Source organism: Bradyrhizobium sp. UFLA01-814 (genome assembly GCF_046718885.1).
GTDB lineage: Bacteria > Pseudomonadota > Alphaproteobacteria > Rhizobiales > Xanthobacteraceae > Bradyrhizobium > Bradyrhizobium elkanii.
On the sequence record NZ_JAQOSR010000026.1, the window covers coordinates 40,638 to 63,092 of the forward strand.

Annotated in this window: 20 protein-coding genes; 1 reads left to right on the forward strand and 19 read right to left on the reverse strand. The window is 64.6% G+C overall.

What is annotated here, in order from left to right:
• Positions 1–6 precede the first annotated feature (6 nt).
• From PMN64_RS10880 to PMN64_RS10970, 19 genes are all read right to left on the reverse strand, one after another.
• Positions 7–900 (reverse strand): FAD binding domain-containing protein, encoded by an 894-nt coding sequence (locus PMN64_RS10880; RefSeq protein ID WP_411780684.1) that lies wholly within the window; start codon positions 898–900, stop codon positions 7–9.
• A complete protein-coding gene (locus PMN64_RS10885; protein ID WP_411780685.1) occupies positions 897–1,910 on the reverse strand; it encodes an ABC transporter permease in 1,014 nt (337 codons plus the stop codon). The genes PMN64_RS10880 and PMN64_RS10885 overlap by 4 nt, the downstream gene beginning before the upstream one ends.
• Complete coding sequence (locus PMN64_RS10890) at positions 1,903–2,919, reverse strand: ABC transporter permease (RefSeq protein WP_411780686.1); 1,017 nt, start codon at positions 2,917–2,919, stop codon at positions 1,903–1,905. The genes PMN64_RS10885 and PMN64_RS10890 overlap by 8 nt, the downstream gene beginning before the upstream one ends.
• On the reverse strand, positions 2,916–4,454 hold the full coding sequence (locus PMN64_RS10895) for a sugar ABC transporter ATP-binding protein (RefSeq protein WP_411780687.1): 1,539 nt from the start codon (positions 4,452–4,454) through the stop codon (positions 2,916–2,918). The genes PMN64_RS10890 and PMN64_RS10895 overlap by 4 nt, the downstream gene beginning before the upstream one ends.
• Positions 4,455–4,526: 72 nt before the next feature.
• Positions 4,527–5,627 (reverse strand): TMAO reductase system periplasmic protein TorT, encoded by a 1,101-nt coding sequence (gene torT, locus PMN64_RS10900; protein ID WP_411780688.1) that lies wholly within the window; start codon positions 5,625–5,627, stop codon positions 4,527–4,529.
• 102 nt (positions 5,628–5,729) lie between these two features.
• A complete protein-coding gene (locus PMN64_RS10905) occupies positions 5,730–7,691 on the reverse strand; it encodes a hydantoinase B/oxoprolinase family protein (protein ID WP_411780689.1) in 1,962 nt (653 codons plus the stop codon).
• Between the two features lie 3 nt (positions 7,692–7,694).
• A complete protein-coding gene (locus PMN64_RS10910; protein ID WP_411780690.1) occupies positions 7,695–9,722 on the reverse strand; it encodes a hydantoinase/oxoprolinase family protein in 2,028 nt (675 codons plus the stop codon).
• 166 nt (positions 9,723–9,888) lie between these two features.
• On the reverse strand, positions 9,889–10,848 hold the full coding sequence (locus tag PMN64_RS10915; RefSeq protein WP_411780691.1) for a helix-turn-helix domain-containing protein: 960 nt from the start codon (positions 10,846–10,848) through the stop codon (positions 9,889–9,891).
• A gap of 105 nt (positions 10,849–10,953) precedes the next feature.
• Positions 10,954–11,919: a LysR family transcriptional regulator gene (locus PMN64_RS10920; protein ID WP_304499635.1), complete on the reverse strand. Its 966-nt coding sequence runs from the start codon at positions 11,917–11,919 to the stop codon at positions 10,954–10,956.
• A 217-nt stretch (positions 11,920–12,136) separates the two neighbouring features.
• Positions 12,137–13,114, reverse strand: coding sequence for a biotin-dependent carboxyltransferase family protein (locus tag PMN64_RS10925; protein ID WP_411780692.1), 978 nt, complete (start codon positions 13,112–13,114; stop codon positions 12,137–12,139).
• Complete coding sequence (locus PMN64_RS10930) at positions 13,104–13,979, reverse strand: 5-oxoprolinase subunit B family protein (RefSeq protein ID WP_411780693.1); 876 nt, start codon at positions 13,977–13,979, stop codon at positions 13,104–13,106. The genes PMN64_RS10925 and PMN64_RS10930 overlap by 11 nt, the downstream gene beginning before the upstream one ends.
• A gap of 42 nt (positions 13,980–14,021) precedes the next feature.
• Complete coding sequence (locus tag PMN64_RS10935) at positions 14,022–15,422, reverse strand: acetyl-CoA carboxylase biotin carboxylase subunit (RefSeq protein ID WP_411780694.1); 1,401 nt, start codon at positions 15,420–15,422, stop codon at positions 14,022–14,024.
• A gap of 16 nt (positions 15,423–15,438) precedes the next feature.
• A complete protein-coding gene (locus tag PMN64_RS10940) occupies positions 15,439–15,681 on the reverse strand; it encodes an acetyl-CoA carboxylase (protein ID WP_018270951.1) in 243 nt (80 codons plus the stop codon).
• Positions 15,682–15,719: 38 nt separating this feature from the next.
• Positions 15,720–16,448 carry a 5-oxoprolinase subunit PxpA gene (gene pxpA, locus PMN64_RS10945; RefSeq protein ID WP_028345053.1) on the reverse strand — a complete coding sequence of 243 codons (729 nt, stop codon included), beginning with the start codon at positions 16,446–16,448 and terminating at the stop codon, positions 15,720–15,722.
• An 89-nt stretch (positions 16,449–16,537) separates the two neighbouring features.
• Positions 16,538–17,725 carry an ABC transporter substrate-binding protein gene (locus PMN64_RS10950; protein ID WP_028345052.1) on the reverse strand — a complete coding sequence of 396 codons (1,188 nt, stop codon included), beginning with the start codon at positions 17,723–17,725 and terminating at the stop codon, positions 16,538–16,540.
• 31 nt (positions 17,726–17,756) lie between these two features.
• Positions 17,757–18,830 carry a branched-chain amino acid ABC transporter permease gene (locus PMN64_RS10955; protein ID WP_411780695.1) on the reverse strand — a complete coding sequence of 358 codons (1,074 nt, stop codon included), beginning with the start codon at positions 18,828–18,830 and terminating at the stop codon, positions 17,757–17,759.
• 3 nt (positions 18,831–18,833) lie between these two features.
• On the reverse strand, positions 18,834–19,748 hold the full coding sequence (locus PMN64_RS10960) for a branched-chain amino acid ABC transporter permease (protein WP_411780696.1): 915 nt from the start codon (positions 19,746–19,748) through the stop codon (positions 18,834–18,836).
• A 1-nt stretch (position 19,749) separates the two neighbouring features.
• Positions 19,750–20,472 (reverse strand): ABC transporter ATP-binding protein, encoded by a 723-nt coding sequence (locus tag PMN64_RS10965; RefSeq protein ID WP_411780697.1) that lies wholly within the window; start codon positions 20,470–20,472, stop codon positions 19,750–19,752.
• On the reverse strand, positions 20,469–21,242 hold the full coding sequence (locus PMN64_RS10970) for an ABC transporter ATP-binding protein (protein WP_411780698.1): 774 nt from the start codon (positions 21,240–21,242) through the stop codon (positions 20,469–20,471). Before PMN64_RS10970 ends, PMN64_RS10965 begins: the two co-directional genes overlap by 4 nt.
• A 100-nt stretch (positions 21,243–21,342) precedes the next feature.
• Here PMN64_RS10970 and PMN64_RS10975 point away from each other — a divergent pair, with 100 nt between their 5' ends.
• The gene (locus PMN64_RS10975; RefSeq protein ID WP_375764385.1) at positions 21,343–22,263 is read left to right on the forward strand and encodes a LysR substrate-binding domain-containing protein; all 921 of its coding nucleotides are present in this window, start codon (positions 21,343–21,345) and stop codon (positions 22,261–22,263) included.
• Positions 22,264–22,455 lie beyond the last annotated feature (192 nt).

Genomic DNA, 22,455 nt, shown 5'->3' on the forward strand with positions numbered 1-22,455 from the left:
ACCAGTTCAGGAGCCAAGCGCTGCGATCGCAGCGCGGCGGACGAGACCGGGTAGCACGCTAACCCGATACCAGGCCGGGGCATCAACGCCGTCGCGGCCGACGAACTCGTCCGCCAACGCGGCCGCGGTCTGCGCGGCCTCCGCCGCATCGAGCGGACGTCCGATGAGCGCTGCCTCGAGCCGCTCCCAGCGGCGCGCCACCGGCTCGACTGAACCGACCGCGACGCGCGCCGCCTGGATACGGCCCGCTGCATCGATGCTGACCGACAGGCTGACGATGGCGACCGGGTAGTCACCCGATTTGCGCAGCGGCAGGCGGGCATGGGCGCTTCTGCGCGCCGCCCGCGGCAAGATGATCCGCGTCACCAGATGACCGGGAAGAAGGGACGATCGGATCTTCAGGAAATGCGCCAGGCCGATGCGCTCGCGGCTGTCGCGTGCGGACATTTCGACTTGGGCATCGAGGCAGAGCAGCGCCGGCACGCAATCTGCTGCGGCGAATTCCGACGTCGCGAGGTTGCCGCCGATCGTCGCCATCGCGCGGATCGCGGGATTGGCGGAGCGGCCGGCGGCGTCGACCAGGACCGCGAATTCCGGAAGATCGGCCAGGGCCGCCGCGAGTGCCGCATGCGTAACCGCCGCGCCGATCTCGATTGCGTCGCTGTCGATACGGACCGTGGTCAGCTCGGCGATCTTGCCGATCGCGACATAGTGTGGCTTCAACCGTTCGTGGCGGATCGGCGACCGCATGATCCATGTGCCGCCCGCAAAGGCGGCGCCGGCCGCGCCGAATTCGCTCAGTGCGTCGAGTGCGGAAGCGAGCGAGGGCGCGACGTAGATCGACGCAGGTGCCTCGTGCGTCTCGCCAGCGACGCTCTGCATGGGAGAACCCGTCGTCATTGGCGCCGCTCCAGTCGCAGGCGATCGAGCAGAACGCCGACGATGACGATCGCGCCGAGCACGACCATCTGGACGTATCCGTCGATCCGGGTGAGGTTCATGCCGTTCGACAAAATGGTGATGAACAGGGCGCCGAGCACTGCGGTGCCGACCCCACCGCGACCGCCCGCCAGGCTTGTTCCGCCGACCACGGCGCCGGCAATCGCCTGCAGTGAAAGCGCTCCGCCGAGGTTCGGCTCGCCCGATCCGGTCCGCGCCGTCATCATAATCGCGCCGAGTGCCGCAAGCCCGGAGCACAGCACATAGGTCGCGATCAGGGTGCGCTTGACCGGCAGGCCGGCGACCGCCGCTGCGCGCGGGTTGGTGCCGATGAGGTAAAGCGAACGGCCGAACACCGTCCGCGTCAGGGTCCAATGGAGCACGGCGCCGACGCCGACCGTGATCGCGATGGCCGCCGGGATACCGAAGACGCTGCCGCCGTAGAATATCTGCGAGAACGGCGCCGGCACGCCTTGCACGGGCCGTCCGGACGACAGCGTGGTCGCAACTCCGATCGCGATATTGTAGCTGCCGAGCGTTGCGACGAAGGGGTTGACCCCGAGCAGCGCAATAACCACGCCGTTGAAGAGGCCGCACGCGGTGCCGAGCAGGAAACCGGCAGCGAGCCCGGCGAGCAGCACGACGCCTGTACCATGGCCCGACGCCGTGGCGCCGGCCATCGCCAGCGCGGTGCCGACGCTCACCATCGATACGGTCGGGCCGAGTGCGAGGTCGAAGCCGCGCGTCAGGATCACCACGGTCTGGGCCATCGCGAACAGGGCCAGATAGCTGGTCTGCTGCGCGATGTTGAGCAGGTTGGCCGGCGACAACACGCCGCGGTCGACCGCCGCGAAGCCGAGCAACAGGGCCACCAATGCGACCGGCAGCACGGCGCTCCAGAGCCATCGACCCGGCGCCAATTTCGGGCGATCCGCGTTCTTGGTGGCGACGGACAATTCGAGGTCAGACACGAGCCTTGCTCCGTCGGCTGAGTTCGTCTAGCGCCACGGCCGCGACCATGATGACGCCGAGGAAGACCGGCTGCAGCCGGGAGTCGACATGCAAGAGGTTGAGCGCATTGCCCAGGATGGTCAGGAACAGGGCGCTGATGGCGACGATTTCGATGCGCCCGCCGCCGCCGCGCAAGCTGACGCCGCCGATCACGGCGGCTGCGATCGATTGCAGCATCATCCGGTCGCCGCCGAAGCTGGCCTGGCCGGAGCCGACCTGCGCGGTCAGCAGGATGCCGGTCAGTGCCGCGAGCATGCTCGAGACAACGTAGGTGCCGACGACGTGGCGCTGGATCGATACGCCCGACACGATGGCCGCATCGACATTGCCGCCGATTGCGTAGACGTAACGGCCGAACAGCGTGCGCCGCTGCGCAAACACCATCACGATGATGATGACCAGCGCGACGTGGACCGCGGTCGGCAGGCCGAGCGCCTGGGCGCGCCCAAAGCCCTTCACGAAGATGTCGGGCATGCCGTAAACCGGGATTCCGTTGGTGATCATCAGACCGACGCCCGCAGTCGCCGACATCGTGCCCAGGGTCACCACGAAGCCGGATACCTTGAGCTTCGCCACGCAGAATCCGTTGACGAGCCCGACCACGGCCCCGGAGCCGAGTCCGGCCGCTATCCCACTGGCAATGATGAGGGCGTTATTGCCGGGAAACGCGGTGGCTGCGGCGGCCATGGTCTTGGCGGTGACGACGCTCGCAAGCGCCACGACGGCGCCGACCGAAAGATCGAAGCCGCCCGCGATGATGACCAGCGCCTGACCGCAGGCGACGATCGCGAGCAGCGACGCGTTGCGCAGGATGTTGAGGATGTTGATGATGCCGTAGAACTGCGGATCGACCGCCGACATGCCGGCAACGAGCAGGACCAGCAGGGCCGGCAGGAACCCGACACGGCCTGCGATCGATCGCAGACCGATCGCGCCTTGCGGGTTTGCGGTGACCAGCGCGGTGTTCACGCGACCTCCGCGGCGAGATGGTCGCGGAAGAAGCTCGACAGCACGTTCTGCTCGGTCTTCTCGGCGCCCTTCAGCTCGGCGGCGATGCGGCCGTGATGCATGACGTAGAGCCGGTTCGACAGCGCCAGAACCTCCGGCAATTCCGACGAGACCACGATCACGGCGGCGCCGGCCTCGACCAGGCGCTTCATGAACTGGTAGACCTCGAGCTTGGCGCCGACGTCGATCCCGACGCTCGGCTCGTCGAACAGGAATACGGTCAGCTCACGCGTGAGCGCGCGTGCCAGCATCACTTTTTGACGGTTGCCGCCGGACAGCGCGCCGACGCTCCGTTCGATGTTCGGCGGCCTCAGCTGCAACCGCTCCATGATGTCCGCGATCGTGGCGCGTTCCGCGGCCTGCCGCAGCATGCCGAAGCGCGCGAACGCGGGCAGGTCGAGCACCGTCATCGATGCGTTCTCGCGGATCGGGCGGGATAGCGCGAGCCCTTCAGCAACTCGGTTGGCAGGAAAATATGCGATGCCGCGCTTGAGGCTTTGCCTGGGGGTCGGGAATTCGTAAGGCAAACCGTCGATCCGGATCACGCCTGATGCCGCGGGCTCGATGCCGTAGACCGCGCGGATCAGCTCCGATTTGCCGCAGCCGACGAGACCTGCGATGCCGGTGATCTCGCCGGCGCGGGCATGGAAATTCACCTCCTGAACACTGCCGTCCGCGAGCGTCAGGTTTTCGATGTCCACCATCATTTTGTCAGGCCGGTGGGCAATGGCCGGGAACAGCAGGTCGATCCTGCGGCCGGTCATCAGTTCCACCAGCTCGCCGTCGGTCGAGCCGGCGGCGTCGAGGGTCTGGATGTGGCGTCCGTCGCGTAGCACCGTCACACGGTCGGCAAGGGCGCGGATTTCGCGCATGCGATGCGAGACATAGATCAGCCCGACATTCTGGCTCTTCAGGCGCGCGATCAGCTCGAACAGCCGTCCGGTCTCGCGCTCGGTCAACGAGGCGGTCGGTTCGTCAAGGATCAAAAGGCGCACGCGGCCGAGCAGGGCCTTGGCGATTTCGGCCATCTGCTGGTGCGCGCGGGAAAGGTCGTCGATCCGTTGCGCCGGATCGAGATCGAAGCCGAGCTCATCGATCAGCGCCCTGGCGCGCTTGCGCATCTCGCGTGAGCGCAGCACGCCGCCATGCGTGACCTCGCGGCCAAGGAACAGGTTCTCTTCCACCGTGAGGCTCGGGATAAGCGAGAACTCCTGAAAGACCGGGCTGATGCCGATCGCGCGGGCCCGCTGCGGTGTGAGATGATGGATCTCCTCGTCGCCAAAATGGAACGTGCCTTCGTCCGGCGGAAACGTTCCCGAGACGACATTGATCAGGGTCGATTTGCCGGCGCCGTTCTCGCCGAACAGGACGTGAAGCTCGCCGGCACGAACGTCGAGGTCGACCCGGTCGAGCGCGCGAACGCCGGTGAAGCGCTTCGATATCCCCCGCAATCGAAGCAGAGGCTCGGCAGGCTTCGGGGCGATCTCGACATCCATCCGCGTCTCCGTTGGGCCGTGAGCAGGACGGGTGGGAGCAGGTGCTCCTACCCGGCACCATTCGCGAGCGGCTTACTTGGCCTTGACCGAATAGACCGGTGTCCAGCTCGCCGGCGCCAGCACGAGGTCCATCTGCAATTTCGGTACCGTGGTCTTGTCGATGACCGCGGCGATCGGCTGGACAAGGCTCATGACCGGCTTCTTCTCGATGAGACGCACCGCCTGATCGATCGCAACGGCGCCTTCGCCGACCGGATACTGGGTTGCGAAGGCGAGGATGTCGCCGCGGTTGAGCGCATCGAGCATGGCCTGGTTTTCGTAAGACGATACGATCTTCAGGTCGCTTCGGCCGGCCTCGGCAACGGCGCCGATGGCGGCTTCAGCGGTGGGGGCGGTGCCCCAGATCACGTTCATGGCGGGATAGGCCTGCAACGCGTCCTGAATGAGCTGAAGCTGCACGGCGACGCCGGAGTCGCCGAATTTCTCGGCCAGAATCTTGGCGTTCGGGTTCTTGGCAACGGCCTTCTTGAAGCCTTCGTTGAACGACTCCGCCCAGCCAGAGCCGGCCGGACCGGGGAACGTCACGATGTTGAGCTTGTCGCCAGGCTTGGATTGCGCCAGCAGGCCGGCGCCGGTGACTTCGCCCATGGCGACGAAGTCGACGTAGTTGGCCGCGGGCAGCGCGTTCGGCGGCAGCGGGTTGGTGACGCCGACGACCGGCACGCCCTTGGCCTTGGCTTCCTCGAACTTCTTGCTGAGGCCTGCGCCGGAGATGGCGCCGACGATGATGGCGTCCGGTCCGCTCGCCATGCAGTCATCGAATTGCGACAGCTGTTTCGGCAGGTTCTCGTAACCTCCGGCCTCGTAGAGGTTCATGTTGACGTTCATCGCCTCGGCCTGTTTGACGATGCCATAGGCAACGGCGACCCAGAAACTGTCCTTCATGTGCGGAAACAGCACACAGAGCCTGTAGGGCTTCTCGGCCTTCGGCAGCGGCGTGTACTCGGCCGGCTTCGGTGTGCCAGACGACGCGTCGTAGACCTTCATCGGAAACCACGGCGTCTCGGCCGCGGCCGGCGCGACCGCGGCGGCAAGGGTGAGGCCTGCGGCAAGGCCGAGCGCGCGGCGGATCGGCCAAACTCGATTGGTGGAAAGGCACGTCGTACTCGTCATAGCACAATCCTCATGGCTCGAATGAAAGTGGAGGGGCGATGTCGGATCCAGTTTTTCGTGAACGCTCTGTGCCGCCGGCGGCGGCGCGGCCGGCGATGGCAATCAACCCGCTTTCCACATTGCGACCGAGCGCCGCTCAAACGCTTCGCGGAACTGGCGCGTGGATTCGGGAAGCAAGGCGCCGGTGCCCCAATCGAGGATCACCGCGTGCTGGCGGATCGCGTCGAGCGCGTCGACTGCCCCGCTGCGATAGCGTTGCGCCACCAGCTCCGGATCGAGCCGGACATTGGCAACGCGCTCGGAGCGGATCTTCGCGCGGAGCGCCTCGGTCGCGACCTTGTCGACCTCGTAGTTGCAGAGCTCGGCGTCGATGGTGTGCACCACGACGCCATAGTCCTTGGCGGCGCGCTCGACCGAGACATAGTCGTCCTTGATATCCTCGACGACGAGGTTCGGATCGCGCTCCAGCGGATCGCCAAACCCGCCGCCGCCGGCGGTCGGACGCGAGAAAGTGTCGCCTTCGCCGATCGGGACGTCCGAGAAGATCGAGCCGAGCCGCTCCTCGGACGTGCTGCCGGCGCGCTTCAGGGTCAGGCCGTGCGGCATCGACGGCAGGCCGCCCTCGATGCCCCACACGATCGCACGCTCGCGGTCGCAGATATAGGAGATCACGGTTTTCTCGGCCTGAAGCATCCGCGACGTCTTCACCACGCCGGCGCCGCCGCGCCACTTGCCGGGGCCGGGAGAGTCCTTGAGGATCTCGCATTCCGTCGTCAGGATCGGGTTGGCGCGCTCCTGGCCTTCGACCGGCTGCGACATCAGGCCGGTGCCGAAGCAGGCGGTCGTGACATTGCTGCCATCCTTGCCGTTGCGCCCGCCCCAGCCGCCGGGCAGCCAGTCATAGAACATGAAGATCGGCTTGTCGGAGCTGCGGGCATCGAGCCCGCCGGTGAGCAGATATTCGAGATTGAACGCGCAAGCGAGCGCGCGCTCCGGCATCAGCTTCGACCACATTTCGTAGATCGAGTTCATAATCTTCTCGAACGGCATCAGAAAGCCGGTGACCGCGATCGGCCATTTGGCGTCGACGATCGAGCCTTCGGGGGCGATGATCTCGAAGCAACGGTAGAAACCGGAATTGAGCGGCAGGTCGGGGAAGAATGTCTTCATGCCGGCGGCGACGGCGGAAAAGGTCGCGCCGAACGCCGAATTGTAGATCGAGCCGATGGTCGGATGGCTGCCGGTGAAGTCGTAGATCGCGCGGTCGCCCTTGATTGTCATCTTGATGCGGATCGGGATCATGCCTTCGCCGCCGGCTGGATCGCGGTCGATGAAATCGACCGTCTCCCATTCGCCGTCAGGAAGCGCTGCGATGCGTTGGCGTGCCGAGCGTTCGACATAATCCTGCACGGCGGCAAGCCCGGTCTCGACGGTATCACGGCCATATTTGCCGACCAGGCGCAGGATCTCGCGTTCGCAGACGGCCGTCGCTTCGGCCTGTGCCTGGATATCGCCGATGATCGAGGCCGGATCGCGCGTATTCGAGGCGATCAGATGCGCGACGTCCTTGCGCAGGCCGTTCTTGTCGAACAGCCGGACCGGCGTGATGCGCAGGCCCTCGCGGAACATCTCGCGGGCGGCGACGTCGAACGATCCCGGCACGCTGCCGCCGACGTCGGACCAATGTCCGTTGGACTGGCTGAAGGCGATGATCTTGCCGTCGGCGAAGATCGGACGGATCAGGCGGACGTCCGAGAAATGCGTGCCGCCGGCATAGGGATCGTTGATGGCGAAGACGTCGCCCTCATGCATGTCGCCTTCGAAATGGCGCATGACATCCTTGCAGGTGAAATGCAGCGTGCCGACGTGGACGGCGATATCCTGGTTGCCCTGCGCCGCGCATTCGCCGTTGGCGTCATGCAGCGCGCTCGAGAAATCGCGATTGTAGATGACAAAGGAGTAGCAGGTCCTCAAGACCTGCTCGCCCATCTGGTCGACGCTGGTGATGAAGGAGTTCTTCAGAACCTCGAAGGTCACGGGGTCGAGCGGGAGAGCTCCGGCCATGGTTCACTCCTTCACGCGGATGATGATGTTGAGATATTTGTCGACCTCGGCGCTGGCGCCGGGCGGAACGACGGTAGTGGCATCGACCTGCTCGATGATCGCGGGGCCTTGAAAAGAGAAGCCGCAGGGCAGGTCGTCGCGCCGATAGACGGGTGTATCGAGCCCGCTGCCCTCGAACCAGACCCTGCGGCGGCTGACCGGCTCGGGGCTAGCGCCGGTCGGCTCGTGGACGGCAAACTCGGCCTTGGGCACCACCCCCACTGCCTTCAGATTGAGACGGAAGAAGCTGACCGGTGCGCTGTCGCGGCGGAAATTGTATTCGCGCTGATGCTCGGCATGGAAGCTCTGCACCAGATCGGCGATCGCGCCGATCGGCCGCGGCGCGTTGACGGCAAGCGAACGCCACTGGCCGCGATACATCATGTCGATCGAGCGCTGCAGCACGATGTCCTGCTGCGCGACGCCCTCATGGGTCAACCGCGCGAGCGCGGCTTTCTCGAGCTCGGCGAACTGCGCCTCGATCTCGGTGGCGTCGGCCTCGGCGGCGTCGACCATGCAGCTTTGCGAAAAATCGTGCTGCATGTCGACGAGCAGGCAACCAAGCGCCGAGGTCACGCCGGGATTGGGCGGTACGATCACGACGGGAATCGCCAGCTCACGTGCGACGTCGACCCCATGCAGGGCACCGGCGCCGCCGAACGCCACCAGCGCAAAATCGCGTGGATCGTAGCCGCGACTGATCGAGATCAGCCGCACCGCATCCGACATGTTGGCATTGGCGACCTTGACGATTGCATCTGCGGCTTCATGGAGGCCGAGGCCGAACGGCTTGGCAACGCCGCCCTCGACCGCTTGCCGCGCCAGCTCGGGATCGAGCTTGACCTTGCCACCGGCGAGATCGGTGCCAAGCCGGCCGAGCGTCACATTGGCATCGGTGTTGGTCGGTTGCGTATTGCCGTTGCCATAGCAGGCCGGTCCCGGATAGGCGCCGGCCGATTGCGGGCCGTTGCGCAGCGAGCCGGCCGGATCGGTCCAGGCCAGCGAGCCGCCGCCGGCACCGATGGTGAGCACCTCGATCGATGCGAAGCGGATCGGATAGCCGAACTCGATGTGCCAGTCCTTGGTGATCCGCGACTGGCCCTCATAGGCCAGCGACACGTCGGTCGATGTGCCGCCCATGTCGAGGCCGATCGAATTGGGGAAACCGCAAAGACCGGCGATATGGCGGCTGGCGATGGCGCCGGCGGCGATGCCGGAGCCGGCAAGGCGCGCCGCAAAATCCTTCACGCTCGCCGGCGTCATCACGCCGCCGCCGGTGTGCAGCAGCAGAAGATCGCGGGTGTAGCCCTCGTCTGCGAGGCGCTCGCCGAGCCGGCTGGTGTAGTTGACGACGACCGGGCTCACCACGGCATTGGCAACCGTCGTCGAGAATCGCTCGTGCTCGAAGATTTCGGGAAGCACCTGCGAGGAGATCGAGACCGGAATGTCGGGCATCTCGGCCAGCAGAATATCGCGCATCGCGCGCTCATTGGCGCCGTTGAGATAGGCGTTCATGAAGCACACCGCGACTGCGGCGACGCCGCGACGCTTGAGGATGCGTGCGACGCTGCGCGCAGCTTCGACGTCGAGCGGCTCGATCACCGTGCCGGCAGCATCGACGCGTTCGGGCACGGTGAGGCGGTCGCGCCGTGGCACATAGGGCCGCACCACGTCCTTGTAGGTGTCCCAGAGGTCCTCCTTGTTGGCGCGCCGGATCTCGATGACGTCGCGGAACCCCTTGGTCGTGACCACCGCGGTGCGCGGCAGGCGGCGCGTGATCAGCGCATTGGTGGCAATCGTGGTGCCGTGCGAGAACAACGCAACCTTCGACAGGTCGATGCCGGCCTTGGATACGCCGCCCATGATCCCTTCGATCGGGTCGCGCGTTGAGGAGGTCTTCTCGATGCGCACGAGACCGGTCGTCTCGTCCATGATGCAGATGTCGGTGAAGGTGCCTCCGACGTCGACGGCCACACGAAGGTTCTGCGCCATGCCTCTTCCTTTCGAACGAGCGTTTCGCCGATCTTAGGCAGAGCGGCGGCTTCGGTTCTTGACGCTGAGCGCAGGAAGATTTGTGCGAGAGAGCGAACCGTGCCGGTGCCCATACATGCCCAGACCGGCGGCGGTGTGCCTAAGAATCGATCAGCAGGGCCAGTCTTCAGGAGTTGGCTGTGCGCGACATGGCGCGCGCCTCGCTCGGGGTGCATCCGAACCGGCCGCGATAGTTGCGGCTGAACTGCGCCTGGTCGGCAAAGCCCCATTGATAGGCGATTTCCGAAATGCTCTTGCGGCAGTTCGCATCGCGCAGCAGAGCGTCGCACATTGAAAGGCGCTGGTTGCGGATATAGGCGCAGACGGTCAGACCTTCGCCCTCGAAAATCTGGTGCAAATAGCGCAGCGAGATGCCGCAGCCGTCGGCAATCATCTGCGGTGTGAGCCGCATATCGTCGAGGCGGGCACGGATGAACTGCTCGCAACGCAGCAAATGGCCGTTGCGCACGGAGGACGAGTGACCGGTCAACACACGGTCGTCGGATTCAATGGCCATCGCAAGCAGCTCGATCAGGTGCTTGCCCATCATCGTGCGCGCCGTCTCGTCCATTTCCTCGATCCGTTCACCGGAGAGGCGCAGCGTGTCGACGAACAGCGCGCCGACGCTGCGGCTGGCGTCGAATTGCAGCGTCGCGAGGCGCTCGGGCCGGGAAATGCGGGCGCGCAGCACTGCGCTCGGGATCTTCAGACACCACAGCGCCGTCGGATCCTGATGGCTGAACTCGTAGGGTAGGTGGCTGCGTTCGATCAGGAACGCGCCGGGGCGGCAATGCACCACCTTGCCGTCCTGCTCGAAACGGATTTCGGCGAGCTCGGGCACCGTGATCAGGAAGGATTCCTCCCGCTCGCTCAGGAGATGCCGCTCATGCCGCTTGTACAGCAGGCCGTTGGCAATGTTGCGGGACACCGAGACAGGGCCCATCGACCAGGCGCCGAGGCGCGCATTGAAGTCGCGCGTGCTCGGGAAGCGCAGGTCGAGCGAGTAATAGGTCTTCGAGACGACCTCCTGCCAGTACTGGCGGCGGGTCTGCGACGGAATGTCGTTGGTTGTGTACGTGACTTGCATGTCTCACTCCCGCCGCCGGCTGTGCCTCCGGTCGTCGTGTCCCCGAACAAAGTTTGGCGAGGACAGCCGGACGGCGTCAAGTCGAATAAAACGGAAACTGATATTCTAGATTTCGATGGCCTCCTCGGCCTGGTGCCGGTGATCGACGCTGACGGGGGGCCGGGCCGGCCCGACGCCGGCAACCGCAAAGCGCATGAAATCGCGGAAAGCCATCGCAGCCTCCGATGGCTTGGTGTCGCGACGCCAGGCAAGACCGATGTCCATGCTGGGCACCTCGTCCTCGATGACGCGGGTCTCGATCCGCTGCCCCTCCAGCGACCAGGGCCGGTAGATCAGGTCGGACAGAATGGCGATCCCCATGCCGCCGGCGACCATGGAGCGGACGGCTTCGACCGAGGAGGTGCGGAACACCGTCTTCGGTTCGAGTGAGGCGTTGTTCCAATAGCGCATCGAAGTGTGCTTGGCCTCGTCGACCGTGAGCATGACGTAGGGATAGGTCGCGACGTCAGCGAGGTGGACCCGCTCGGCACGGGTCAGAGGATGCTCGGGCGCAAGCCACAGCCGGCGCGGCGATCGCAGCAAGGTCTCGCTGGTAAGCATCGCGTTGTCGCGCAGGTTCGAGACCAGCATCACCGCGAGGTCGAGCGCACCATCGACGAGTGCGCGTTCGAGCACGTCGCGCGGCGCCTCGAACAGCTCGATCGTGATTCCGGGGAAACTCGCCTTGAAGCGCATCTGATGACGCGGCAGGAAGTAGCCCGACACGGTGTAAGTGACGCCGACGCGGATCGTCCCGAACAGGGGGCCGGCGGACATCTGCGTGTCGCGCACAGCCTCGGCGACGGCGGCGAGGATATGACGGCCCTGGGAGAGGAAGCGGCTGCCCTCCATGGTGACCGTTACGCCGTTCGGCGCGCGCTCCAGCAAGCGGGCGCAGACGGTGGCCTCGAGCTGCTGGATCGCCGCGGTGACCGCAGATTGCGAGACGTTGAGATCGATGGCCGCCTGGCTGATCCGCCCGGTCTCGGCGGCGGCGACGAAGTAGCGGATCTGTTTCAGAGAAACGGACATCGCGGTTGTTCCGATGTTTGCATAACTCATGAGCAGTGTTTCTCAGCCCCAATGTGTCCGCTGCAACTCTCGTGCCGCCCGACGGACGGCACGCCGTGGCACCGACCTCAGATGTGCGAGCGCGCAACCGACAGCCACAGGTTTAGACGTGACCATGCGCGATCGCGTCAGCGCCGGCGGCCGAGGTCCGTTGGCAGATGCGGCGAGCTCCTGGCGTTTACGCCATGGCGTTGCGAAGCTTGCCCAGCAGCTCGGTCCGGCTCTTGCGTGCCGCAAGCGCCTGATCCATATCGACCTTGACGAACTTCACCGGCGTGTTGGGCTGAAGCTGACCGATCAGATCCATATCAGCGGCGATCACGGTGCCGACCATGAAGTAACCGCCGCCGGATACGGCGTCGCGATGCAGCACGATCGGCTCGGTGCCGCCGGGAACCTGGATCGAGCCGTAGGGATAGCAGGCATCGGTGATGTTGGATGGATCGGAGCCGGCGCCGAACGGCGGTTCGCGCGGAACGAATTCGAGCGGCTTGCCGCCCTTGAAGCGGTAGCCGATCCGGTCGGCTTCCGGCGCGACCTTCCAGGTGTCGGAGAAGAACCCGCTGCCGGCAGCTTCGGTGATGCGGTGCCAATAGAGGCCGGGCATGGCGCGCAGCTCTGTCGGCATTCCCGCCGGTTGTCCGCGCAAATCGTTGGCGACGGTGCGGCCGTCCTTGACCGTCGCGCTGGCATGGCCGACCGGCAATTCGTCGCCGGCCTCGAGCTTGCGGCCCTTGAAGCCGCCGAGCGCGCCGAGTGCGTAGGTCGATCGCGAGCCGAGCACCACGGGCACATCGATGCCACCGGCGACCGCGATGTAGCCCCGTGCGCCTCGCTTGAGGAAGTCGAAGGAGAGAATCTGGCCGCGCTTCACCTTGAAGCTGGTCCAGGTCTCGCGCGGGTCGCCGTCGAGTTTCGGCGGCAGCTCCGCGCCGGTGACGGCCACCGTGGCGTCCTCGGTGAATTCGAGCTCGGGCCCCATGAACACCGCTTCAAGCACCGCAGCGCCTGCATCATTGCCGACGAGCAGATTTGCGGCGACCAGCGCGTGACGGTCCATGCCGCCGGAGAGCGGGATGCCGATGTGATAATAGCCGGGACGTCCGAGGTCCTGGACGGTGGTCGCAAGACCCGGCTTCAAAACCCTAACGGCCATGGAGAACTCCATCGAGCTTGCTGTTGTAGCCATCAATGTCGCGGTTGAACTCGGTCAGCGAGAACGAGACGTCGCGGATCACGGGCGCAAATCGGCCGGCGTCGACGTCGGCGACCGCAGAGTCATAGGCTGCCCGGTCGATCGGTTTCCATTTCACGATGTCGCCCGGTTTGAACAGGCACATGAAGTCGCGCAAATAGCTGATAGTCTGGTTGGGATCATAGATCGGCATCGGCGTGATGCCGAACATCTGGTAACCGCCGGCGCCGCGCACCGAATAAATGCAGCTGAAACAGCCGCCATGCCCGACGGTGAGCTTCGGCGTATCCGTGCGCGGGCGCAGATATTTCGGGGCCTGAAGCTGCCGCTTGCGCTCGACCATCTGGTAGAGGAAGGGCAGGCCGGCGACGAAGCCGACCATCGAGACGAACCAGGGCGCGCTGGAATGCGCCTTGATGAAGGCATCGACGCTGTCGAGGCCGTTGATCCGCGCGGCGTATTCGAGGTCGGTGCCATCAGGATCCTGGTGACGCTCGCGGAAGCGCATCAAGGTCTCATGGGTCCAGGGATCGTCGTAGAGCACGGGAATCTCGATGATCCGCGTCTTGATCACCGGTTCCGATTTCTCGGATGCGGAATCCAGCCGCTTCAGCTCGGCGAGCAGATCGTCCGGCTTGATCTGATCCGGATCGAACTTGACCTGATAGGACGCGTTCGCCGGGCAGATCTCGGTGACGCCCTTGATCCTGGCATCGCGCACCGCATTGGTGATGAACAGGCTCTTGAAAAAGGCCTCGAGCGACATCGCTTCGCCGACCTCGGCGAAAATGTGCTCATCGCCGCCGAAGGAAAATCGAGTTTGCATGCTAGCGGCCTCCTGTTGCTGACGGGGCGGATTTTCTCGCCATCATGAGGCGACCTTCGCGGCTGATGGCGGCTGATCGGTGGCAAGGGCGGTGGCATGGGACTCAAGCCATGGTTCGAGCCATGCCGTATGGAAGCGTCCAGCCTGGACGTCGGCGTCGCGCGCCAGCGCCTGGTGCAGGGGCTTGGTCGTGAAAATGCCTTCGACGCTGAGCTCGGCAAGCGCGCGCTCGAGTTTCTTCATGGCGCTCGGCCGGTCCTTGTCGTGCACGATCAGCTTGCCGAGCAGGCTGTCGTAGAAGGGAGGCACCGTGTAGCCCTGATAGAGCATGCTGTCGAAGCGAACGCCGTCGCCGACGGGCACGCTGAGCGCGCTCACCGTGCCCGGGTTCGGCAGGAAGTTTCTGGCGGGATCCTCGGCGTTGATACGGACCTCGATCGAATGGCCGCTGACGCGCATCTCGTTCTGGCTGATGCGCAAGCGTTCGCCGCCGGCGATCTGGATCATCTCGCGGACGAGGTCGATGCCCGTGATCATTTCCGTGACCGGATGCTCGACCTGGATGCGGGTGTTCATCTCCAGGAAGTAGAATTCGCCGGTGGCGTCGTCGTAGAGATATTCGAGCGTCCCGGCGCCGCGATAATTGACCGCTTTGGCGAGTGCCACGGCCGAGGTGCAGAGTCTCTCCCGCACGGCCTGGGTGAGCGAGGGCGAGGGGGCTTCTTCCCAGACCTTCTGGCGGCGGCGCTGCAACGAGCATTCGCGCTCGAAGCAATGGATCACGTCGTGTCCGTCGCCGAGCACCTGCACCTCGATATGCCGCGCGCCTTCGATCAGCTTTTCGACGTAAAGCCCGCCGTCGCCAAAGGCCGCGAGCGCCTCGGCCTGTGCCTGCGGCATCAGATGCTGAAACTCCTCTGGCGACCGCGCAATGCGGATGCCGCGTCCGCCACCTCCGGCGGCGGCCTTGATCATCACGGGGAAGCCGGTTTTCTCGACCAGCGCGAAGGCCGCCTCCGCCGACTCCAGCCGCCCCTGGCTGCCGGGGACGGTAGGCACGCCGGCCGCGGCGGCGGCCTCGCGTGCCGCGACCTTGTCGCCCATCAGCCGGATCGATTGCGCGGTTGGGCCGACAAAGATCAATCCCGCCGCTTCGACAGCGGCGGCGAACTCGGCGTTCTCGGCCAGGAAGCCGTAGCCGGGATGGATGGCGTCGGCGCCGGTGCTCCGCGCCGCGGCGAGGATGGCCGCCTGGTTGAGATAGGATTTCGACGCCTGCGGCGGACCGATATCGACCGCTTCGTCGGCGAGCCTGACTGCAAGCGAGTCCTGGTCGGCCTTGCTGTAGACCTGCACGGTTGCAATGCCGAGATCGCGCGCTGCGCGGATGATGCGCACCGCGATCTCGCCGCGATTGGCTATGAGGAGCTTCTTGATCGCCATGGCTGGTCGGAGAGCCCTAAACGTCGATTTCGGCGATCGGCTGGCCGGCCATCACGGCATCTTCATTCTCGGCCAGGAAGCGGACGATCTTGCCTGCGATGCCAGCTTTCACCTCGTTGAACGATTTCATCACCTCGATAAGCCCGATCGTGTCGCTCTCGGCGACGGCGTCGCCGTCGTTCTTGTAGACCGGCTTGTCGGGCGCGGGCTTGCGATAAAAGATGCCTGGGAGCGGCGAGAAGATCTGCTGCGTTGCCATTGTTTCCTCGTGTTGTATTGGTTCGTTGCCGCGTCGGTTCAGCGCGCGGTGAGATAGGGGCGCACCGCCTCGCGGACGGCCTCGGCGATGGCGACGGCGTTCGGCGTGTCGGAGTGGATGCAGATCGAATCGGAGCCGACCACGATGTCGTTTCCGGCCACCGTGCGCGTCTTGCCTTCATTGACCGCCCTTGCGCATCGGGTGGCGGCGTCGGCTGGATCCTTCGCCTCGTGCTCGCGGGTGATGATCAGGCTGCCGTCGGCATTGTAGTCGAGGTCGGCATAGTATTCGGCGACGAAGGCATGACCGCGCCGCTCGTAGACCTTCTGGTGCAGCGTTCCCTTCATGCCGAGCAGCGGTACCTTGTAGACGTCAGCGGCATCAGCCACGGCTTCGGCGATCTCCTCGTTGCGCGATGCCATGCCGTAAAGTGCGCCGTGCGGCTTGATGTGATTGAGCGCCATGCCTTCGGCATCCAGGAAGGCCTTGAGTGCGCCGATCTGATAGAGCAGGCAATTGGCCAGCTCCTCGCGGTCGATCTTCATCTCCCGGCGACCAAATCCCTGCAGATCGGGCAGCGACGGGTGCGCCCCGACCTTGACGCCAAATTGCTTGGCGAGTTGCACGGTCTTGCGCATGTGATTGAAGTCGGAGGCATGAAAGCCGCAGGCGACGTTCGCGACGTCGATATGAGGCATCAATGCCTTGTCGTCGCCCATCTTGTAGAGACCGTAGGCCTCGCCCATGTCGCAGTTGATCACGACCATCTCCTGATTTCCTTCCAACTGGCTTTGCATATGACCGGCGAAGGCCGCCCAGGGTATGACTGGCGCACCCAGGGCGGCGCATTGCCGGGTTACTTGGACACCAGATAGTCGAGCGGGATCTTTTCCGAGATCGTCCACTGGTCGATCACCTGAGGCTTGCCGGCCTCGGTATCGACGATCAGATAACGACCCTGGTTCTGGTGGTGGATGTCCTTGGTGAAGGTGCGCGGCCCGAACAGCGTGGACTCGTTGTTCATCTTCTCGAGCTCGGCCACGACGGCTGCCGCATCGGTCGATTTGGCGCGTTCGACCGCCTTGGCCCAGACGTCGATCAGGACGTAGCCCGGATAGACGTACTGGCTGGAGGGGTCACCGCCGGTGACCTCCTTGTACTTCTTGTTGAACTCGTTGACCTTCGGGTTCGGATCGTCGCCATAGACCGAGCCCTGCACCGGGACGTAAAAGTTCGAGAGGTCAGGAACGGCGTTCATCCAGTAGCTGCCGTCGACACCCGACCCGTTGAGGATCATCGACTTGATGCCGGCGGCACGGATCTGCTTGATGGCGGAGACAGCGCCCGGCATCATCGTGCAGAGCATGATGGCGTCAGGCTCCTTCGGCAGGCTCTTGATGCGCGTGATCTGCGAGGCGATCGAGGCATCGTCGTTTTTGAACGTGTCGCTGCCGACCAGCTTGGCCTCTTTCAGGCGCGGCAGCATCCAGTCGAAGCCGTCGCAGATACCCTTGTTGTAGACGGTCCAGCTGTCGAGCAGCCGATAGAAGCTGCGTGCGTTCTTCTTGGTGTAAGCCCATTCCGACATGGTCGCTCCCTGCACCGGTGCCAGCACCGAGGCCGAGAACGAGAACGGGCCGACGCCGGGGATGCCGGCCTTGATCGATTCGGCGCAGAGGAAGAAGGAAACCTTGCCGGCAGCCTGCGCCTGCAGCGCCGCGGGCGCGCCGAAATCGTAGTCGCAGGAGACGATGACGAGGTCGGCACCCTGGTCGAGCACCGCAAGGCCGGCTTTGGCACCCTCGGCCTGATCGGTCTTGGTGTCGGCAAAGACGGGCTTGATCTTCTTGCCGAGCAGGCCGCCGGCCTTGTTGATCTCCTCGATCCGGATCAGCGCCGCGTCCTGCGCCGGCTTGTCATAGGCCTGCATGAATCCGGATGCAGCGGTCGCAAATCCAACAACGATCTCGTTGGCTGCCCGGGCCGGCGTGAACCAGAGCGCGGATGCTCCGGCCAAGATGCTGAGTAATGTCGTAAAGCGCATAACCCCACTCCTCCAGTTGTACAAACGAGCGTCAGTGCAGTTCCTTCAGCGCGGTCTGGACCGGCTGCGTCAGGCGGCGCTGCAACGGCCATCGACGCCAGGAGAATTCCTGGTTGCGGGTCAGTCCCGTCGGCAAGTACATCAGGATCGCGATGGTGATGATGCCGATCGCGATCTCCTGGACACCGTTCGGCAGGCCGACGGTGTGACCGCCGAGGCTGATGCCCTTCTCGAGATTGCGGAACAGCTCGATCAGCACGGATATCGCGACCACGCCCGAGACGGCTCCGCTGAGGCTGTACATGCCGCCGACCACCAGCATCGATAGCGTGATGAACGTCGTCCGCAGATAGAATGCGCCGGGATTGACGATGCTCAGGAAATGCGCGTACAGCGCGCCGGCGAGCCCGATGATGAAGGCGCTGACGACGAAGGCGATCAGCCGCTCGCGAACGATATCGATGCCGGAGGCGCTGGCCGCGACGGCTTCGTCTCGCGTGGCGCGAAGTGCCAGTCCGGAGCGCGAGATCGAGTAGAGATAGGCGATCGCGATGGCCACGGCGCCGCCGATCCATCCGGTCCAGACATTCATGGTGGGCGGAATGCCGACGATCGAACCCTGTCCGCCCGTCACCGAATCCCAGTTCGAATAGACATTGTTGATGACGCCGAGCAGGCCGAAGGTCGCAATCGAGGCGGCGATGCCCGACAGGCGCATGATGACGCGGCCGACGATCAGCGCGAACAGTGCCGCAAACAGTCCGGATATCGGCGTCGCCACCCACATCGGCAGTTGCGCGTGGAGCAGCCACGCCGGCAGCCCCTTGAGCGTGATCGACTTCATCACCGGCGGAATGGTGAGCCAGGCGGTCATGTAGGCGCCGAGGCACATGAAGCTGATATGGCCGAACGACAGCAGGCCCGAATTGCCGACGAAGACGTAGAGCCCGACCACCACCATGATGTTGATGAACATCTCGACCACGGTGCGGTTGAAGGCCCGGCTGCCGAATTGATAGGAGAGGGCGGCCATGATGAGCAGCGCCACGATCAGCACGATCGGCGTGATGATCGTTTGCCGGATGACAGACGGCCGCTGCGACATCGATCAGACCCTCTGCTTGGCGGATTTCGGTGCGAACAGGCCCTGCGGCCGCACCAGAAGGACGACGATGACGGCGCCGTAGACGAAGGCGTCGCGGAATACCCTGGCGTCGTGTGGCAGGGTCGCCTGGAACACGACGCTGGCCGCACCGATCAGGAAGCCGGCGGCAACGGCGCCGGGAATGCTGCCGAGGCCGCCGATCACGGTCGCGATGAACGCGATCAGCATCACGTTGGCGCCCATGCCGATGTCGGCGGTGCCGGAATTGGTCGCCAGGATCAGGCCGATCGCCGCCGCCAGCATGCCGCTGATGGCGAAGGCCAGCAGGATCACACCGTTGGCGCGGACCCCGAGCATGCGCGCCATGGTGAAATTGTCGGCGGCCGCGCGCATCTCGAGCCCGTAGCGCGTGCGCTTGAGGAACAGGACGAGGACCACCAGCACGGCCAGCGTAACGATGATGGTCACGACCTGGAGCATCGGGATGTGAGCGCCCAGGAGTTCGACCGGCAGGCCGAGGCTCGGCCACAGCGTGATCGACTTCGGCCGGCTGGAAAACAGCATCAGCAGGAGATGCCGGATCACGAAGCCGAGCGCGAAGGAAGCGATCATCATCGTCGCCGGATTGGCATTGCGGAAGCGGCGGAAGACGACGATCTCCGACAGGATCGACAGCGCGGCTCCGATCAAGAGCAGCAGCGGGATCAACAGATAGAACGGCAGCTGCCCGGCAAAGACGATCGCCGCCGCATCGATCGACGGCCACAGCATGGCGAAGACGCAAAACGCGATGAAATCGCCGTGGGCGAAGTTGACGAGCCGCATCACGCCGAAGATCAGGGCGATGCCGAGCGCACCAAGGGCGTAGAGGCTGCCGAGGCTGAGGGCATCGAAGATGATCTGGAGCAGCTCGCGCATCTCAATGATCTCCGAAGCCGAAATAGGACTGCTTCAGGCGATCATCCCTGACCATGTCGGCCGCAGGGCCCTCGAGCACGATGCGGCCGCCGCGGATCAGGACCATCCGTCCGCCCGTCATCATGGCGCGTGTCGAACTCTGCTCGACGATCAGGAGGGTGAGATTGCGCTGCGTCCGCAGCCGCACCAGGATCTCATAGACCTGGTCGATGATCTTTGGCGCAAGGCCGAGCGACGGCTCGTCGATCGCCATGATACGGGGCGCGGCCATCAAAGCGCGGCCAATGACGAGCATCTGCTGCTGGCCGCCGGAGAGCATTCCCGCCGGGGTGTGGCGGCGCTCGGCCAGCATCGGGAATTCCTCGTAGACCTGATCCAGATCGTCGGCGATCTTCTTGCGGTCGGCGCGCATGCCGGTTCCGACCTTCAGATTCTCCTCGATCGTCAGCGCGCCAAAGACATTGCGTCCCTCCGGAACCAGAGAGAATCCACGCCGGGCGATGTCTTCGGGCGCGGCACCCGTGATCTTTGCGCCATCGATCATGATGGACCCGGAGCCCGGTGGCACGACGCCCGCGATGGCGTTGAGCAAGGTCGACTTGCCGGCGCCGTTCGGGCCGGTCACGAACAGGATCTCGCCTTCATCGATCTTCAGCGTCAGGCCGCGGAGAGCCGTCAGGCGCCCATAGCTGACGGTGATGTCGTCGACGGCAAGCAGCGTCATGACGCGACGGCCTCTTCGGCGGCGACCGGCGGAAGCGGCTCGTCGCGCTGCGTACCCATATAGGCGTGCCGCACCGCATCGCTGTCACGGATCTGAGCGGGCGGGCCGACTTCGATGACCTCGCCGGAATCGAGGACGTAGATGCGCTCGCAGAGCTCGAGCACGAGGCCGATATTGTGCTCGATCAGCAGCACCCCGACATTGAGCTCGCCGGCGATCCGCCGGATGATGGCGGCAAGTTCGTGGCTCTCATGCTCCGACATTCCAGCCGCCGGTTCGTCGAGCAGCAGATAGCGCGGTGTGCACATGATGGCGCGGCCGATCGCGACGCGGCGCTCGTCGGTATAGGGCAGGGCACCGGCGATCGTGTTGGACAGATGCGAAATGCCGAGCCAGGCCATGACGCGCTCGGCTTCACCGATCGCCTCCGGGCGGGATTGGCCCAGGCCGACGCCGGTGACCTCAAGGTTGTCCATCACCGGCAGGTCGCGGAAAAGTCGGCCCGACTGGAAGGTCCGCGCCACGCCTTTGCGGCGCAGCTTGTGCGCTGCAATGCCATTCAGCGTGTCGCCCTCCAGTTCCACGGTTCCGGCGCCAACCGGCTGGAAACCCGTCAGCACGTTAATAAGGGTGGTCTTGCCGGCTCCATTCGGACCGATCAGTCCGACGATACGTCCCCGCGGTACGGTCAAGGTCACGTTGGACAGCGCCTTCAGGCCTTCGAATTGGACGCTGATATCGCGAGCGACCAATTCCAAACCATCGGACATGACCTCAATGCCTCTCACTCGCGAACCGACGGATTGATTTTTCCGTTCCCCCGGGGGATTGTAAAATTCGAAATATCGTTCGCTGATATCGGAAATTTTTATGTCTCTGACGTTCCGTCAGGTTCGGCATTTCATCGCAACAGCCGAGACCGGGCGCGTTTCGGCCGCCGCGGCGGCGCTCAGCGTGACGCAGTCTGCGGTCACCGCGTCCATCAAGGCGCTCGAGGCCGAGCTCGGTCACAAGCTGTTCGACCGTCATTCGAACGGCGTGACGCTGACCTTCGACGGACGGGAGTTCTTGCAGCGTGCCCGCGCCATCGAGGCCAGCGTGTCGGATGCCATACGTGGGCCGCATCGCTGGGGAATGCAGGTCGACGGCACCGTCGATGTCGCCGTCAGCTACACCATCGCCGGATATTTCCTGCCGCCCTTGTTGTCGCGCTTCTGGCGATCATTCCCGGGCATCACGGTGCGTCTCCACGAGTTTCCGCGCGACGCGATCGAGCAGAGCTTGATCAGCGGTAGCGTCGATGCGGCCATCATGCTGGTCGCGAACCTGCATGACCGGCACTCCATTCGCTCGCGGCTCTTGTTGCGCTCGCCGCGTCGCTTGTGGACTTGCGTCAATCATCCGCTGCTGCGCAAGGACAGCATCAAGCTGGCGGACCTGGCAAGCGAGCCCTATCTGATGTTGACCGTCGATGAAGCCGAACGCTCCGCGATGCGTTACTGGCAGCATACGGCGCACGTGCCGAACGTCATCTTCCGGACCCTGTCGGTCGAAGCGGTTCGCAGCATGGTCGCAACCGGCATGGGAATTACCATTCTGTCCGACATGGTCTACCGTCCCTGGTCGCTGGAAGGACATCGCATCGATCTCAAGACGCTCGATGACGATGTCCACACCATGGATGTCGGGCTTGCCTGGAAGGACAAGGCGAAGCTTTCTCCGGCGGCTCGCGCGTTCTGCGAGTTCGTTGCTCATTCCTATCCCGGATCCGAGCCGATCCAATTTGAATAGCGGACTTGCCCCTGCCAAGGGCAGGCTTGCGCAGCGTCTTTCCTTGGCCGGAGCCTGGTCAAACTGCTCATGATGGATTGGATCGAAGGTTGCCGACACGTGCCTCTGCCCCAACGTCGAACAGGCAAAGGCGGCGCAGAATGTCAGGGGTTACCTGTGGGCTTGGACATCGCTGAACGCGCGCGTCTCAGG

What these genes read in the sequence shown, in the direction of transcription:
- PMN64_RS10880 (WP_411780684.1), bottom strand. Translation starts at nt 900, where the DNA reads ATGACGACGGGTTCTCCCATGCAGAGCGTCGCTGGCGAGACGCACGAG.
- PMN64_RS10895 (WP_411780687.1), bottom strand. Translation starts at nt 4,454, where the DNA reads ATGGATGTCGAGATCGCCCCGAAGCCTGCCGAGCCTCTGCTTCGATTG.
- torT (WP_411780688.1), bottom strand. Translation starts at nt 5,627, where the DNA reads ATGACGAGTACGACGTGCCTTTCCACCAATCGAGTTTGGCCGATCCGC.
- PMN64_RS10905 (WP_411780689.1), bottom strand. Translation starts at nt 7,691, where the DNA reads ATGGCCGGAGCTCTCCCGCTCGACCCCGTGACCTTCGAGGTTCTGAAG.
- PMN64_RS10910 (WP_411780690.1), bottom strand. Translation starts at nt 9,722, where the DNA reads ATGGCGCAGAACCTTCGTGTGGCCGTCGACGTCGGAGGCACCTTCACC.
- PMN64_RS10915 (WP_411780691.1), bottom strand. Translation starts at nt 10,848, where the DNA reads ATGCAAGTCACGTACACAACCAACGACATTCCGTCGCAGACCCGCCGC.
- PMN64_RS10920 (WP_304499635.1), bottom strand. Translation starts at nt 11,919, where the DNA reads ATGTCCGTTTCTCTGAAACAGATCCGCTACTTCGTCGCCGCCGCCGAG.
- PMN64_RS10925 (WP_411780692.1), bottom strand. Translation starts at nt 13,114, where the DNA reads ATGGCCGTTAGGGTTTTGAAGCCGGGTCTTGCGACCACCGTCCAGGAC.
- PMN64_RS10930 (WP_411780693.1), bottom strand. Translation starts at nt 13,979, where the DNA reads ATGCAAACTCGATTTTCCTTCGGCGGCGATGAGCACATTTTCGCCGAG.
- PMN64_RS10935 (WP_411780694.1), bottom strand. Translation starts at nt 15,422, where the DNA reads ATGGCGATCAAGAAGCTCCTCATAGCCAATCGCGGCGAGATCGCGGTG.
- PMN64_RS10940 (WP_018270951.1), bottom strand. Translation starts at nt 15,681, where the DNA reads ATGGCAACGCAGCAGATCTTCTCGCCGCTCCCAGGCATCTTTTATCGC.
- pxpA (WP_028345053.1), bottom strand. Translation starts at nt 16,448, where the DNA reads ATGGTCGTGATCAACTGCGACATGGGCGAGGCCTACGGTCTCTACAAG.
- PMN64_RS10950 (WP_028345052.1), bottom strand. Translation starts at nt 17,725, where the DNA reads ATGCGCTTTACGACATTACTCAGCATCTTGGCCGGAGCATCCGCGCTC.
- PMN64_RS10955 (WP_411780695.1), bottom strand. Translation starts at nt 18,830, where the DNA reads ATGTCGCAGCGGCCGTCTGTCATCCGGCAAACGATCATCACGCCGATC.
- PMN64_RS10960 (WP_411780696.1), bottom strand. Translation starts at nt 19,748, where the DNA reads ATGCGCGAGCTGCTCCAGATCATCTTCGATGCCCTCAGCCTCGGCAGC.
- PMN64_RS10965 (WP_411780697.1), bottom strand. Translation starts at nt 20,472, where the DNA reads ATGACGCTGCTTGCCGTCGACGACATCACCGTCAGCTATGGGCGCCTG.
- PMN64_RS10970 (WP_411780698.1), bottom strand. Translation starts at nt 21,242, where the DNA reads ATGTCCGATGGTTTGGAATTGGTCGCTCGCGATATCAGCGTCCAATTC.
- PMN64_RS10975 (WP_375764385.1), top strand. Translation starts at nt 21,343, where the DNA reads ATGTCTCTGACGTTCCGTCAGGTTCGGCATTTCATCGCAACAGCCGAG.